Here is a 15,778-nt window from a genome sequence, read left to right on the forward strand (position 1 = left end):
TTCAATTAGCGAGTAGCTACTTCTACAATCATTGCGATGATGAACATTATTGTGAATACCCCAAAAGGAACGACAAAGCCAATACCAGCATCGATTGCATCATTGCGTTGAGAAGCGCGACCGCGACCTTCGAATGGGTTTTCAGTTACGTAATTTGGATCATTATGTCCTGCCATATATATCCCTCCTACTCCATTACAATTATAAGTCAAGCCTTTGCAAAAATCTACACGCAATACAATTTTCATGGACATGTCACAAATGGGTGCCAGGCACACAAACAATTCAGAAAATTTGACTCAATTCAAATGGCAAGGTGTGCTAACACCCTGATGCATAATGATTATCAACCATTCAATGAAGATCAATGTTATACTAAAGAGGAAGAAGCACAAGCGAGGTTTTGAAATGATTACAAAAATTTGGCAGGATATAAAGAAGGGGAGTATAGCCCCTGTTTATTTAATTGTTGGCGAAGAAACGTATTTTATAGATGAAACAATAAGCCGTTTGAAGGATGCATTGAGTGGACAAGAGGAAGTTGAAGTAATGCCTTTTGATTTAACTGAACGACCTGTAGATGTTGTAATAGATGAAGCAGATACCATACCATTTTTTACAGACAGAAAGCTTATCATTGCGAAAAATGCTTCATTTTTAAAGGCAACAGAAAAAGGTAAGGAAAAAATTGACCATGATTTAAAGCGTTTAGAAACGTGGCTATCTTATCCAACTGATACAGCTGTTACGGTTTTTATAGCCCCATATGAAAAATTAGATGAGCGCAAAAAAATCGTCAAGCTGTTGAAGGACAAGGCTGTTTTAATTTTAGCAGAATCGCCAAAAGAGCAGGATTTATATGTATGGATGAAGCTTGAAGTAGAGTCGATGGGAAAGGTCATGACAAATGAGGCGTCTGTGAAGCTTGTCGAAATGGTTGGGACTAACATGCTACAGCTAAAAGCAGAGCTAGAAAAAATGGTTTTGTATTTAGGTGAGGAGCATGAAGTAACAGTAGACATTGTTGAGGAGCTTGTTGCTAAAACGCTGGAGCATGATGCCTTTCAAATGCTAAATGCTTATTTAGGCAATCGACAGGCAGAGGCATTAACAATTTATCATGATTTATTGCGCCAAAAAGAAGAGCCAATTATGCTTGTTGGTTTATTGGCATCCAATATTCGCACGATGAGCCAAGCTTTTTATCTACTAACAAAAGGCTATCACCCACAGCAAATTGCGAAGCAACTAAAAGTTCATCCATATCGCATTAAAATGATACTTGAACAACGCAATCGTCCATCAGCAGAACGTTTATTGCAAGCATTGAACGCACTTGCAACGGTTGACCTACAACTGAAAACAACGAGCAGTAATCGCGCTCGTGTGCTAGAGCTATTTTTAATGAAACCTCTTCTGTAAAGAAGGGGTTTTTTCTATAGGAATAAAGCGAAATACTCATAACAATCGAAAAAGTGATCATACTAATGTGGAAATCGCTTAATTAGGTAGAGTTTTCTTTATTGTCAGAATTGTTTGTGTGCCTGGCACGCAAACAAAACGAAAAAAGGTCAGCAACAAGTGCTGACCAATGTTTCATCAATTACGCTTTTTTAGCTAAACGTGATTTTGTACGAGATGCTGCGTTTTTGTGGATAAGGCCTTTACCAGCAGCCGTATCAACTGCTTTAGAAGCAGCAACTACTAATTCTTGTGCATTTTCAGCACCAGTAGCTAAAGCTTGCTCAGCTTTTTTAACTGCAGTACGCATAGCAGATTTCGCTTGAGAGTTTGCTTCGTTCGCTTTTGCGTTAACTTTAACGCGTTTGATAGCAGATTTAATATTTGGCATAACTTTCACCTCCTAAATATTAGGTACGAGATGAGTATCTTCTCACTTATTTCATGTGTCAATACAACAAAAATCATTCTACCAAACCGTGAGCCTAATTGCAATACATAAATGCAAAGAATATTTACTTGACAGTTTGAGCACAATAAAAATGAGGTGAAAATATGGAACAAGTTAATTGGAATAGAACCGATTTGGTAGATGAAGCTGAGGAAGTTTTAACGTATGAAACCCAGCAGCAAAAGGAAAAGACAGCGCGTCAAAGCGGTGTCGTAATGGAGGAGCTGAAGGAGAACCGTGTTGAAATAACGAAGGTTATAGTATCACAAGAGGGAGAAAAGCAAATTGGTAAAAAGAAAGGTACTTATATTACATTATCCATTCCAACACTTTATCCGAGCGATACGGATGGCTTTACACAATTGCAGCAAGTTTTGCAAAAATATATCGCCATGCTATTGGAAGACATTCAATATAAGGCACCAAATAAAATATTGATTGTTGGGCTCGGAAATAAAACAATTACGCCAGATGCGATTGGTCCGATTGCCATTGATGAATTGCAAAGCGCCTTTTCGGAAAGTCCAAATGAACAATTCGTTATGTATGCACCAGGTGTAACAGGGCAAACAGGCTTTGAAACAAGCGAATTTGTCAAAGCATTGGCAGAAAAGATTAAGCCAGCAGCCGTCATTGTGATTGATGCATTAGCAACAAGAAGCAGCAAACGACTATGTCGCACGATTCAGTTAACGGACACAGGTATTCATCCAGGCTCAGGCGTCGGCAATCAGCGTGCGGAAATTTCGCAGGAGGTGCTAGGCGTACCAGTGTTAGCAATTGGTATTCCGACCGTTGTGGAAGCGACCGTTTTGCTAGCGGATGCTGTCGACACTGTCTTTCGCACAATTGCTACGCGCATTGGTGAGCGTGGCAAGCCATCAGGTAAGCTGTCGGTGACAGGCTGGCGTGGCGATACAACCGATGCCGACTTAAACTTAGTGAAGCCGATTTTTGGCGAGTGGTCGACATGGTCAATTGACGATAAAAGGCAGCTATTTGAAGAAGTATTTCATGCGCAGGAGCGCTTTATCGTGACCCCAAAGGAAGTGGACATTTGGCTTATGCAGTATGCCCATTTAATTTCAAACAGCCTATTCGATTTAACAAATTCATAAGTTCTAAATAATCTCCTCCCTCCATAGAGTAGTGGAAGGAGGGGATGCAAGCGATGAAAGTAATGCAACGCTTTTGTATACTGCTTGTTATTTTATTTTTGCTACCAATTATGATAGGACAGCTTCCTTTTCCGAATAACCAAGCAGCCGTAAATGAGTCGAAGCCAGCACCTGAAAAAAAGGTCGTTTACGCTGCCGCAACGAATTTGAATCCGCGTCCTATAAATGCCACGCCTAAATCTATGGATATCCTTTTTGTTTACACACATTCCCATGAAGCTTATCAGCCAGCTGTAGAGAGCAAAACCGGTATGAAGGCTGTATATGATGAGCAAACAAATATTTTCTCAATGCAGCAAGCGATGCTGAATCATTTTCAATTAAATAATTTGCAAGGCTCAGTATTAGATGTAGATGTGATGAATGTGATGAATCAGCAAGGTGCAGGCTTTCATCAAGCATATCAAGTTGTACGTCCGTACATTCAAGAGGAACTGGCAGGTAATCTATACGATTTAGTCATCGATTTTCATCGTGATGCGGTGGGACGTAAGGTGACAACATTGGAAACGCCAGAAATGAGCTTTGCGAAAGTGGCATTTGTTGTTGGCTTAGATCATCCCGGCTATGCAGGTAATTTAAAATATGCAGAGGCAATTCATGCAGCGATGGACAGTATTGTGCCAGGTATTTCTCGAGGTGTGATGAAAAAGTCAGGCGCAGGGGTAGATGGTGTCTATAATCAAGATTTATTTCATAAAATGCTGCTAGTAGAGCTTGGTGGCATTGATAATACAGAGGAAGAAATTTTGCGCACAGTGGCGGTATTAGCGCAAGCCATTGCGAAAATTAATGCAAGTGAGCAAAGCGGTGCCTAAAAGAGCGCCGCTTTTACATTGTAGACAGAGAATTCAGATAATAGTATGATAAATCCATCTTGTATCATATCGGGGGAATTGGGATGACAGAAACGATGTTAACTTCATTTGATGGGACAAAGCTGTATTTCAAAAAAGATGTAGTGGACAATGCAAAAGGGGCAGTTGTTATCGTACATGGGTTGTGTGAGCATGCGAGCCGCTACGACTATTTAACAGAAAAGCTAGTAGCTCGTAGTTTTAGCGTATACCGTTTTGACCATCGTGGACATGCTCGCTCAGAAGGGAATCGCGTATTTTACACGGACTTCAATGAAATTGTAGATGATGTCAACGCAGTTGTTGATGTAGCGCTACAAGAAAATCCAGATGTGCCTGTTTTCGTTATTGGACATAGCATGGGTGGCTTTGCCACAACGGCCTTTGCCACAAAATATCCGAACAAAGTGAAAGGGTTTGTACTATCAGGTGCACTGACTCGCTATAAAAAGCAACTTTTTGGCGAAACACCTATTAATCTGCCATCAGGCACGTATTTACCGAACGAGCTGGGAGATGGTGTTTGTAGTGACCCAGCTGTTGTAGCAGCATATGTTAATGATCCGCTTGTAGAAAAGCAAATCTCGGTGGATTTATTAAATAATTTAATTGCAGGGGTAGATTGGTTAAAGGCGAATCCACAGCAATTCGTAGATCCGGTCTTTATTATGCATGGAGCAAATGACGGACTTGTAAGCGAAGAGGATTCAATTGCATTATATAGCGAGATTGCTGCTACGGATAAATCATTAAAAATTTATGGACAATTAATGCATGAAATTTTCAATGAACCAGTGCGCGATGAAGTGATTGAAGAGGCCATTTCTTGGATTGAGAAAAGAGTATAAAAGAAAAAGATGGTTGGCTACTTGGCTAACCATCTTTTTTTGCTTATGCAAGCTCCTGATTAATTGCAAATTGTGCCTTGGAGCTATTAGCAAAATTAAGCCATTCGTTCAGATTTTGATTTTCTTGATTGGCAACTAAAAGCTCTACTATATCTAAATGGGCGACCTTAGTTGTCAGTGGTTTTTCCACACCATTAATTTTAGCACCAAACATTCGTTTAGCTAGTGCAGGATTTAGCGTAAATGCAAAGTCGATAATAGTTGCATCTTGTGGCAAATAGACAGTGTCTAATGTTGGTGTAAATGCTGTAATTGTTTCTTGCAGTAATTCAAATGTGATGAAATCATAAAATTCAATTGCATTTTGTGTAAGCTGATGATTCGTTAGTATAAATGTATCCATTAGCTGGTGTGCTTGATGCTCTCTTGTAGCATCTGTTAGAAAATAGAAAACACCTTGCTCTCTTCGCAGTCGATTCTCTGTCGTTTCAATGATAATATCTAGTTGCAAATGGTCTAACATAATCGTTGTTTTTAAGTAATGATTGAATGTGCGGTTTGTCATATGGTCTTCAAAGCGATGGGAAATAGGCTGATACATTTGGTGAATGTCGCCAACTAGTTGATAGCAATCTAGAGCATTAGAAGTAGTAATAATCATTTTTGCTATTGCTGCAAATTCCTCGTTATCTTTTATTTTAGAATAGGCGCTATACATCGGCTTCATTTCATAGCTAATCGTAAAAGGGATAGTTGATGCTAGCGAGATTTGCAACGTTTGAGACAGGCGCTCTAAAAGCTGCTCGTATTGTTTTATCATATTTTGAAGGCTTGAGATAGAAGAAGCTTAGCTCTTCTAATTCCCGTCGTATATAGGATAATTTCAATTTTTTACATAGAGGAGAGAAAATTTTTAATGTTTCGCTTGCATAAGGCACTTGCTTTTGAGCAGTTTTTACCTGCAATGTACGCATATTGTGAAGACGGTCCACAACTTTAATAATGGCTACTCGAATATCCATTTGGGCAGCCAACAATAACTTTTTTAAATTGATTGCTTTATATTCATCTTGCCCTGTAACGTCTTTCTTATCTACTTTTGTGAGCCCTTCAACAATCATGGCAATTTTTGTGCCAAATTGCTGTGTGATATCTTCTGTTGTATAATGTGTGTCCTCTACAACATCATGTAGTAGTGCGGCGATTAATGTGGTGATATCTGCTTGATAGTCTAGTAAAATCTCTGTAACAGCAAATGGATGAATAATATAAGGCTCTCCGCTTATTCGGTATTGCCCTGCATGCGCCTGCTCTGCAAACCTCATTGCCATGCGCAACTGTTCGAGTTCGGCTTGCTGAAGATAGAAAGCCTTTGTAAATAGAATTTCTTGCATATGCCCACCCTCTCCTGTAATTTTTAAAATTATATGTATCATGATTGAGCTATGAAAGTCAAGTAGCTAGATGATGATGAAAGGAGCAAACCTATGATTATTTGGTTGAATGGCGCTTTTGGCTCAGGTAAAACAACAACAGCTTATGAGCTAAACAAGCGGCTGCCCAACTCTTTTGTGTATGACCCTGAAAATATAGGCTATTTTTTGAATAAGCATCTACCGAAAGCAATGCTGAAAAACAATTTTCAAGATTTCAAGCAATGGCGTGTAATGAATGTAGAGATGTTAAGACTACTAGCACAAGAGCATGACGGACATATTATCGTGCCGATGACGCTTGTTAAAAAGCAATATTATGATGAAATTATTACTCAGCTACAAAATGAAGGGGTTGCGATTGAACATTTTATTTTGTATGCAAGTGAGGCTACTTTAACAAAAAGATTAAATAAACGTTTTGAGCGACCGAATAGTTGGCCACGCCAGCAAATTGCAGCCTGTTTATATGGTTTTGAGCATGAGGTAACAGAGAGAAAAATAGTGACAGATGCTTTAACGGTTGATGAAGTCGTAGAGGAAGTAGCAAAATTAGCGGGAGTCAAGTTGCTCCCAGATGCTAGCAATTCCCTACAAAGGAAATTTGATCGAATTAAAATATTGCTTCAGCATATTCGTTAATATGCTAGAAGGTATATTAGCTGCTAAATTTGGCTTTATCTCCATGTTTTGTCTATGATACTATTTGAGTACAATAAAAAGAAAGAAGGTCCTGTCGTGGTTTTTAGTGTAGAGCTGATGCTAATGATAATATCTCTAATCATGATGGGTACTATTTTTTTCACCCTTTATCGCTTTAGAAAAGTATATGGAGTCATTTATATGATGGCGCTTGTCATTTGTCGAATGACGTATGCGAGTAGTCTAATCTTAGAGAAAAGTAGCTATTTATTAGCTGAAAAAATTTTTTTCCGTGCTATTCAGCAAACGTCGCTAATATTAATGATTCCTTGCTTTATACTCTTTGTCTATTTATTAATTAATCATCAAAAAACGCTTAAAGTTGGATGGAAAATAGCGATTTTTTCACCCTTTATTAGCTGGAGCTTACTTATATGGCTTGACCCTTATTTACATATTGTCTATCACACAAGCACATTAGTAGATGGTCAATTGTTAACAGTTAGAACACTCTATGCAAGTAGCTTTAATATTTTGTGCTATGCGATTTTAGCCATTTGCTTCTACCATCTATTTCGCTATGTGTGGGCGATTCGCAATGATTTTCGCCGACCAGGTCTATTTGTCTTAGTATTGACCGCCTTGCCATTTGTGTTAGAAATGATTCGCTTTGCCAATCCAAAGTGGTCAACCCAGCTAGGTACATTGTCTACTTTTTGCAGTGTGACAGGATTAGCTATTTTGTTTATTATTTTAAAAACAAAATTTCTTGCGATTGTGCCAATTGCTAAGCATACTGTCTTTGATCGTTTCCCAGAGAGTATCGTCATTATGAATGCTGCTGGTGAAGTGATGGAAAGCAATGCGCAGGGGATTCAATTTTTTAAGTTATTAGGCTATAGCGATATTTATAATCAAAAGGCTTCAGAACTACTTACACAGTGGGCAGCATGGCATCATTTAACACAGACGATGCAGCAAGGTGTTGTCGATATAGAGGTGTGGATACAAAAGATCAAAAAAATGTATCGTGTCCATGTCTATCCATTGCAAATAGGACAGGGCAGTGTATCGCTTTTGGTAGATATAACAGAGCAACAGCGGCAATTAGAGGAAATAGCGCATTTGAACAAGTTAAAAGATCAGCTTGTTGCGGTCGTGTCCCACGATATACGTAGCCCGTTAGCGATGCAATATCAATTAATCGAGCTGCTAGAGGAAGATCGTGCGCATTTTGACAGAGACCATCAGGAAATAATTACAAAGCTTGGTGAGCAAATACGACACACACTTACTATGTCTAATAATTTACTAGAATGGTTCCGCAGTCAGCGAAATGATGTCGTTTTGCGACCTCAAGTGCTCCTGCTAGTAGATGTTGTGGAGGAATGCTGTCAATTAGTCGCTCTGCAATGTGAGATGAAAAGTTTACATGTTGTCAATGATATGGCACAAGATACATACGTTTATGCAGATAGAGAAATAGTATCGCTCGTCCTGCGCAATTTATTATCCAATGCCATTAAGTTTACGCAAGCTGGTGGAATGATTCAGATTAAGGCGCAGCCATCAGGGGAAATGGTCATTGTATCTGTACGAGATAATGGTCTTGGTATGGAGGAACAGCAAATTGAACAGCTATTTCATGAAAATCAAATGTGCTCAACGACTGGCACGGCTGGTGAAAAAGGGGCAGGTCTTGGCTTATTAGTCAGCAAGCAGTTTATGCAATTAAGTGGTGAAAGTATATGGGCGGAAAGTGCTGTAGGGCAAGGGAGCGTTTTCTATTTTACACTGAGAGGTGAGAAGTAAAATGAAGGTGTTGATTGTAGATGACGAGCCAATTATGCTGCTAACGATGAAACGTATGTTAGCAAGTATAGATGGGATTGAGCTTGTTGGCAGCTTTCAACAAATAAATGAGGCATTGGCTTTTCTTCAGCAGCATGAGGCAGATATCGCGTTTTTAGATATTGAAATCGCTGAGGACAATGGCATCGAATTAGCGCGCAATTTACGTGCAAACAATGCAAATCTTGATATTGTGTTTACAACGGCCCATGCGAATTACGCGATGCAGGCTTACGATGTTTATCCACTTGATTATATGTTAAAGCCAGTGTCGAAAAGCCGTTTGAATCAAACAATTGCAAGAGCTATGAGTAAGCGACGAACAGCGTCTACTACTGAAAATGCTGTGCAAAATCGCCTTAAAGTGCAAACATTTGGATGTCTCGAAGTAAGTAGTACACAATATGGTGAAGTGAAATGGCGCTCCAAGAAAAATAAAGAATTGTTTGCTTATTTGTTAATGAAGCGTGGGAAAAGCGTAGCAAAAATGAGGCTGATTGAGGATGTCTTTCCAGAGATGCCTGTAAAAAATGCGGAAACGTATTTACATACAGCCGTTTATCAGCTACGTGCGGTATTAAAGGATCATGGCTTTAAGAGTCATGTCATTTCTGGTCAGGAGAAATATCGCTTAGATTTGACGAATATGGATGTGGATTTTTTACAATTCGAGCAAGGAGTCGCAATGCTCACACAAATAAACAAAGATAATGAACATGTGGCGCTAGAGCTAGAAAAGCAAGTAAATGGTGTACTATTTGAGGAACCATATTTCTTATGGGCAGCTTTTGAGCAGGAGAGCATGAGCTTGTTATATACTTCCTTTGCCAAACGTCTTGCTAGTTGGCTATTACAGAGAGAACGCTATGTAACGGCTGTGGAAATCGTCAGGAAAATAGTAGTATATGATGGCTTTGATGAAGAGGCAAATCAGCTTTTGCTCAACCTATATGGAGCAATGAGGGATATGTACGCCTTCCAGCAGCACTATCAGCAATATGTGCAAAGAATGCAGCGAGAGTTACATTTACCACCATCAATGACGATGCAGCAGTTATATGAACGATATCAAAAAGCATAGGGCAGTAGGTTGATATTTGCCTACTACCCTATGCCTTTTCATTTTTCTTTCATTTATCTATGGTAGCTTTTTATAAATGACAAGAAGGAGAGGTTTGCATGAAAAAAATAGGGCTTTTGCTCGCTATATTCGTATTGATTTTATATGGGAGGAGTTCATCAGTTAAAGCTGCGGAGGAAAATGGCTTTCATTACAATGTGAATGGTGCAGAAATTGAGATTACAAATTACACGGGGCCAGCAGGGGAGATTGTGATACCCAATACACTAGGCTCAGGGGGAGAGCCTGTTACACAAATTGCAAATGAGGCTTTTCGCAATAAAGGGTTAACAAAGGTGACAGTGCCACATACAGTACAAGTTATAGGAAAAGAAGCATTCCAAAATAATCAAATTACCAATGTCAATTTGTCCAGCACAGTAAAAGAGATTCGTCAATCGGCCTTTGCTAACAATGCGTTAACAGAAATTATTCTTCCACATAGTGTAACAACACTAGGGGATTATGCGTTTGCTGAGAATCAATTAACAACAGTCGATATCTCACCAAATATAACGAGACTATCATCGTTTGCCTTTGCTGATAATCTGTTAACTGATGTCATAATTCCAGTAGGTGTAGAAGAAATTAGTCAAGGTGCATTCTCTAAAAATCGATTAACACATGTCAGCTTCCCCAATACGCTTAAAACGCTAGGACAAGCTGCGTTTAGCAATAATTATTTAACAGATATAACATTTCCAAACTCCTTAAATAATTTAGGAAACTGGGCATTTCAAGAAAATAATATGCGTACAGTGACATTTAATAGTAGCCCAACTATTGGGCAAGAGCCTTTTCTTAGTCAAGGGAAATATGGAGTGCAACAAATTTATGGAGGAATGTTTACAGCAGAAGACTTTTTGATAGAGTGGGATTCCTCTGTTCCAACATTACCATTCGTGATTTATGCTAAATATGAATATAAAGTGTCCTTTGATACAATGGGCGGGACAGCAATAAATCCTCTCTATGTACTGTCAAAAGGGAAAATAATAGAACCCGGAGCGCCGAGCAAGCTTGATGCGATATTCGATGGTTGGTATGAAAATACAACGTTTAATGATAGATGGGATTTTGCGACAGATGTCGTGACGAAGCCGCTAACATTGTATGCAAAATGGCAAAGCTATTATCAAGTGTCCTTTGATACAAATGGAGGTTCGGCTGTTGCAATGCAGCATATTATACCTAATGGGAACATTACATTGCCACCTCCACCAACAAAAGTAGATCATGTATTTGCAGGCTGGTATAAAGATGTGCTATTTACAGAGCTATGGGATTTTGTAAATGATAAAGTGACGGCAGACACAATACTTTATGCTAAATGGACGAAAAATACTTCGCCACCTCCAGTACCAGCACCTATTGAAAAAGAGCGATCCACTTACACAGTAATATTTAATGTCAATGGTGGGACAACAGTAGCTAATCAAACGCTTGAGGAACAGCAAAAGGTAGTGGAGCCGACAAAGCCATTAAAAGAAGGCTACACATTTGCAGGATGGTATAAGGATGCTATGTTCATAAATAAATGGGATTTTACGCAGGATATCGTGACAGAAAATATGACATTGTATGCAAAATGGGTAGAAAATGTAGTGGATATACCAGATAACTCAAATGAAATCACAGAGCCTACTCTGGAACAGCCACCAGCATGTCCAATTCAATTTAACGATATCGCCTCACATTGGGCACAAAAAATGATTGAAGATATCGCAGGACGCTGCTGGGTTAAAGGCTATCCTGATAGCACATTCAAGCCAAACGATTCCATTCAGCGTCAGCATGTAGCAGTAATATTTACTCGAGCATTTGATTTACTAGCAGTGCGTGAGATGCAAGAGTTTACAGATATTACGACGAAGCATCGCTATTATGATGCGATTGCTCAAGTGTATCAAGCAGGGGTATTTGATGGAACAGAAGGCAAATTTAATCCCGAAGCACCGATGACAAGAGCACATATGGCGAAAGTGCTTGTGGAAGCATTTGATTTAACCTCAGAGCAAACAAGTACATTCCAAGATGTGCCTGCTACACATTGGGCATATGCCTATATCTCAATACTAGCAGATCAGCAAATTGCCTTGGGGGATGGCGGATATTTCAAGCCAAATGAACCTGTGACACGTGCGCAATTTGTCGCATTTATGTATCGAGCGCTGCAACAATAGTATATCAAACGGTCGAGAAAACAAGCTCGACCGTTTTTGCATTTCAAAAGTGCAGTATTTGTCGTATACTAAAAAGAGAAAAATAGCAAGATGGAGGAATTATGAAAAAGCAACAGAAAAAATGGAAAATTGTAAGTTTTGTCACGATGATTTTTGTTTTATGTCTATCAACAATCACTGTCCATCCAGCATCAGCAAGCACAGTGCAGCCGAAAGAGGAGATGCGTGCGGTATGGATTTCAACAGTGCTAAATATTGATATGAAGGCGGGAATGAATAAGGAGCAATATACCGCTTGGGTACGTCAAACATTAGATAAATTAAAAGCAAATAAGTTAAATACGGTGATTTATCAAGTAAGACCAACAAATGATGCGATGTATTCATCAAAGCTCGCACCATGGTCAACCTACATAACAGGGAAAAAACAAGGAACAAATCCAGGATACGACCCGCTTGCTATTATGGTAGAAGAGGCACATAAACGAGGGATGGAGCTACATGCATGGATGAACCCATACCGCGTAACAATGCCTAGCCAAAAATTAAAGGATCTTGCACCTGATAATGTCGCAAGAAAAAATCCGAGCTGGGTTGTCAAATATGGCAAGCAATATTATTTAAATCCTGGCTTGCCAGAAGTGCAAAACTATTTAGTGAAAACAGTAAAAGAGCTAGTAGCAAATTATGATATCGATGCAGTTCATATGGACGATTATTTTTATCCATACAAAATTGCTAAGGAAGCTTTCCCAGATCAAGCAGCCTACAAAAAATACGGTAGCTCCTTCAAAAAAGTGGAGGATTGGCGACGTGATAATGTGAACCAGCTTGTCAAAAAGCTTTATACAGCAATTAAAGAAACGAAGCCACATGTGCAATTCGGCATTTCACCATTCGGTGTATGGCGCAATAAATCAGCAGATAAAACAGGTAGCGATACAAAAGCAGGTGTCAACAACTATGACGATTTATATGCGGATGTAAGAGCATGGATTAAAAATGGTACAATTGATTATGTGACACCACAAATTTATTGGTCGCGCACATTGTCTGTTGCCAAATACGGAACATTGCTTGACTGGTGGAGCCATGAAGTACAAACATATGCGAAAGCACACCCTGTTCATCTCTATATAGGGCTTGCCGATTATAAAGTAGGCAACGATAGCGATAAAGCATGGAAAAACAAAATGGAGCTACCGAATCAAATTATAGCGAATCGTTCAGCAAAAACAGCGGCGATGGGACAAATGCACTTTTCTTTGAAAAGTATGCAAACCAATAAACTAGGCTATGCAACAGTTGTTAATCAGCAGCTATATAATTATACGGCGCTAACACCAGGTACACCTTGGGTAAATGCGACAGCGCCTGCTGAACCGACTTTTGTACAGGTGACAAAAGAGGCAACTGGTCGCAAAATTGAAATGACAGATGGAAATAAAAATCAACCACGTAAATATGTTATTTATCGTTTTGCTGGCAATGGTGAAGGCTCATACGATGATCCGAAAAATATTGTAGATGTTGTTTATAATACGAATGGCTTTACAACATTTGTGGACAAGACAGCCTCAGCTAAAAAGAACTACACATATGGCATTAAGGCTGTATCCGCTACAGGTGTAGAAAGTGAAGCAGCTTTTGTCGTAGTGGAGGGCGAGTAGCCTGAAAAAGTACAGGAGGGAATCTATATGCCTTCCTGTATTTTTTCATCATTTAGGCAAACATTGTGCTTTGCCTATTGTTCATAGTATAATGCACTATAGTTTACATTTAGGAGAGAACAATTATATGAACCGAGAAGAACGTTTGAAACGCCAAGAGAATATCCGAAATTTCTCGATTATCGCCCATATTGACCATGGGAAATCAACTTTAGCAGACCGACTTTTAGAATCAACAAAAACAGTAACACAGCGTGAAATGAAATCGCAATTGCTTGATTCGATGGATTTAGAGCGTGAGCGTGGCATTACGATTAAATTAAACGCAGTGCAATTAAAATATGTAGCAAAAGATGGAGAAACGTATACATTCCATTTAATTGATACACCAGGACACGTCGATTTCACATATGAGGTATCACGTTCTTTAGCGGCATGTGAAGGTGCTATTTTAGTTGTCGATGCAGCACAAGGTATCGAAGCACAAACATTAGCTAACGTCTATTTAGCGCTTGATAATGATTTAGAAATTATGCCCGTTATTAATAAAATTGACTTACCAGCAGCTGACCCAGAGCGTGTTAAGCAGGAAATTGAGGACGTTATTGGCTTGGACGCATCAGATGCCGTTTTAGCATCAGCGAAGGCTGGTATCGGGATTGAGGAAATTTTAGAGCAAATTGTAGAAAAAGTACCTGCACCAACAGGTGATCCAGATGCCCCATTACAAGCGCTTATTTTTGACTCTGTCTATGATGCCTACAAAGGTGTTATCATTTCCATTCGTATTGTTAACGGTACAGTGAAGCCTGGAGATAAAATTCGTATGATGGCAACAGGTGCAGAGTTTGAGGTAATTGAAGTAGGAATTCATACACCAAAGGCTGTGCCACAAGCGGAATTAACAGTTGGTGACGTAGGTTATTTAACAGCATCCATTAAAAATGTTGGCGATACACGTGTAGGGGATACGGTAACGTTTGCAGGTAATAAAGCAGCAACAGAGGCATTACCCGGCTATCGTAAATTAAATCCAATGGTGTTCTGCGGCTTATACCCAATCGATACAGCGAAATACAATGACTTACGTGAAGCGCTAGAAAAATTAGAGCTAAACGACTCTGCCTTACAATATGAGCCAGAAACATCACAAGCATTAGGCTTCGGTTTCCGCTGTGGCTTCTTAGGCTTGTTGCATATGGAAATTATTCAAGAGCGTATCGAGCGTGAGTTTAATATCGATTTAATTACGACAGCACCTTCTGTTATTTATGAAGTATTTATGACAGATGGCTCGTCGATTCGCGTTGATAACCCATCGATGATGCCTGATCCACAAAAAATTGACCGCATTGAAGAGCCGTATGTAAAAGCAACGATTATGGTGCCGAATGATTATGTAGGTGCAGTTATGGAGCTTTGCCAAATGAAGCGTGGGAATTTCATGGGCATGGATTATCTTGATACATCACGTGTCAGCATTCAATACGAAATTCCACTTTCGGAAATCGTTTATGATTTCTTCGATTATTTAAAGTCAAACACGAAAGGCTATGCATCATTTGACTATGAGTTAATCGGTTACAAGCCATCGAAGCTTGTGAAAATGGATATTTTATTAAATAGTGAGCAAGTCGATGCATTAAGCTTTATCGTACACCGTGACTTTGCTTATGAGCGTGGTAAAGTGATTGTAGAAAAATTAAAGGAATTAATCCCAAGACAGCAATTCGAAGTGCCTGTTCAAGCGGCTATCGGACAAAAGGTTGTGGCGCGCTCGACAATCAAAGCCATCCGTAAAAACGTACTTGCTAAATGTTATGGCGGTGACATTTCGCGTAAACGTAAGCTTCTTGATAAGCAAAAAGAAGGTAAAAAGCGTATGAAGCAAGTAGGCTCTGTGGAAGTTCCACAGGAAGCATTTATGGCTGTGTTGAAGATGGATGATAGTAAATAAGAAATAGTAGCAGAGCAATATGACTCTAGCTATAGTTAATAGAGCACTTAACCTTTTTTACGGTTAAGTGCTCTTATTATCGTAATTTATTAAAATTATTTGAAAAATTAAAGGGATTTAACAAAAA

The 15,778-nt window shown here is 39.2% G+C and carries 13 protein-coding genes and 1 pseudogene; 10 read left to right on the forward strand and 4 right to left on the reverse strand.

The annotated features are described in order from the left end of the window. Nucleotides 1-5 precede the first annotated feature (5 nt). The gene (locus M3Z76_RS03685) at nucleotides 6-176 is read right to left on the reverse strand and encodes a YqzM family protein (RefSeq protein ID WP_082799124.1); all 171 of its coding nucleotides are present in this window, start codon (nucleotides 174-176) and stop codon (nucleotides 6-8) included. A 232-nt stretch (nucleotides 177-408) separates the two neighbouring features. Between M3Z76_RS03685 and holA the strand changes: the two genes are divergently transcribed. Beyond that, entirely contained in the window at nucleotides 409-1,422 is a 1,014-nt protein-coding gene (gene holA / locus M3Z76_RS03690; protein ID WP_293920922.1) for a DNA polymerase III subunit delta, read from the forward strand. A gap of 181 nt (nucleotides 1,423-1,603) precedes the next feature. Here the strand turns inward: holA and rpsT are convergent, their stop codons facing one another. Then, complete coding sequence (gene rpsT / locus M3Z76_RS03695) at nucleotides 1,604-1,852, reverse strand: 30S ribosomal protein S20 (protein WP_293920921.1); 249 nt, start codon at nucleotides 1,850-1,852, stop codon at nucleotides 1,604-1,606. Nucleotides 1,853-2,016: 164 nt separating this feature from the next. Between rpsT and gpr the strand changes: the two genes are divergently transcribed. The 3 genes from gpr (at nucleotide 2,017) to M3Z76_RS03710 (ending at nucleotide 4,795) form a co-directional block, all read left to right on the forward strand. Beyond that, nucleotides 2,017-3,030, forward strand: coding sequence for a GPR endopeptidase (gene gpr, locus M3Z76_RS03700; RefSeq protein ID WP_293920920.1), 1,014 nt, complete (start codon nucleotides 2,017-2,019; stop codon nucleotides 3,028-3,030). A gap of 53 nt (nucleotides 3,031-3,083) precedes the next feature. Continuing rightward, nucleotides 3,084-3,908 (forward strand): stage II sporulation protein P, encoded by an 825-nt coding sequence (spoIIP, locus tag M3Z76_RS03705; RefSeq protein WP_293920919.1) that lies wholly within the window; start codon nucleotides 3,084-3,086, stop codon nucleotides 3,906-3,908. 83 nt (nucleotides 3,909-3,991) lie between these two features. Further along, entirely contained in the window at nucleotides 3,992-4,795 is an 804-nt protein-coding gene (locus tag M3Z76_RS03710; protein ID WP_293920918.1) for an alpha/beta hydrolase, read from the forward strand. Nucleotides 4,796-4,838: 43 nt separating this feature from the next. Here M3Z76_RS03710 and M3Z76_RS03715 read toward each other — a convergent pair whose 3' ends face one another. Together M3Z76_RS03715 and M3Z76_RS03720 are read right to left on the reverse strand one after the other, a co-directional pair. After that, complete coding sequence (locus tag M3Z76_RS03715; protein WP_293920917.1) at nucleotides 4,839-5,615, reverse strand: TGS domain-containing protein; 777 nt, start codon at nucleotides 5,613-5,615, stop codon at nucleotides 4,839-4,841. Continuing rightward, nucleotides 5,530-6,189: an HD domain-containing protein gene (locus M3Z76_RS03720; protein ID WP_293920916.1), complete on the reverse strand. Its 660-nt coding sequence runs from the start codon at nucleotides 6,187-6,189 to the stop codon at nucleotides 5,530-5,532. The genes M3Z76_RS03715 and M3Z76_RS03720 overlap by 86 nt, the downstream gene beginning before the upstream one ends. Nucleotides 6,190-6,279: 90 nt before the next feature. On the opposite strand from M3Z76_RS03720, the pseudogene M3Z76_RS03725 reads away from it, so the two are divergent. The 6 genes and pseudogenes from M3Z76_RS03725 to lepA all read left to right on the forward strand — a co-directional run. Then, nucleotides 6,280-6,870: pseudogene (locus M3Z76_RS03725) on the forward strand (AAA family ATPase); the annotation flags it as partial. Between the two features lie 96 nt (nucleotides 6,871-6,966). Next, nucleotides 6,967-8,682, forward strand: a complete 1,716-nt coding sequence (locus M3Z76_RS03730; RefSeq protein WP_293920914.1) for a sensor histidine kinase — start codon at nucleotides 6,967-6,969, stop codon at nucleotides 8,680-8,682. A gap of 1 nt (nucleotide 8,683) precedes the next feature. Further along, nucleotides 8,684-9,802, forward strand: coding sequence for a response regulator (locus tag M3Z76_RS03735; RefSeq protein WP_293920912.1), 1,119 nt, complete (start codon nucleotides 8,684-8,686; stop codon nucleotides 9,800-9,802). Nucleotides 9,803-9,900: 98 nt separating this feature from the next. Further along, nucleotides 9,901-12,024 carry an InlB B-repeat-containing protein gene (locus M3Z76_RS03740; RefSeq protein WP_293920911.1) on the forward strand — a complete coding sequence of 708 codons (2,124 nt, stop codon included), beginning with the start codon at nucleotides 9,901-9,903 and terminating at the stop codon, nucleotides 12,022-12,024. 101 nt (nucleotides 12,025-12,125) lie between these two features. Beyond that, the gene (locus M3Z76_RS03745) at nucleotides 12,126-13,694 is read left to right on the forward strand and encodes a glycoside hydrolase family 10-like protein (RefSeq protein ID WP_293920910.1); all 1,569 of its coding nucleotides are present in this window, start codon (nucleotides 12,126-12,128) and stop codon (nucleotides 13,692-13,694) included. A 127-nt stretch (nucleotides 13,695-13,821) separates the two neighbouring features. Continuing rightward, on the forward strand, nucleotides 13,822-15,651 hold the full coding sequence (gene lepA, locus M3Z76_RS03750; RefSeq protein ID WP_293920909.1) for a translation elongation factor 4: 1,830 nt from the start codon (nucleotides 13,822-13,824) through the stop codon (nucleotides 15,649-15,651). Nucleotides 15,652-15,778: the final 127 nt, after the last annotated feature.

The sequence above is a fragment of the Metasolibacillus sp. genome (assembly GCF_025291715.1).
Taxonomy (GTDB): domain Bacteria; phylum Bacillota; class Bacilli; order Bacillales_A; family Planococcaceae; genus Metasolibacillus; species Metasolibacillus louembei.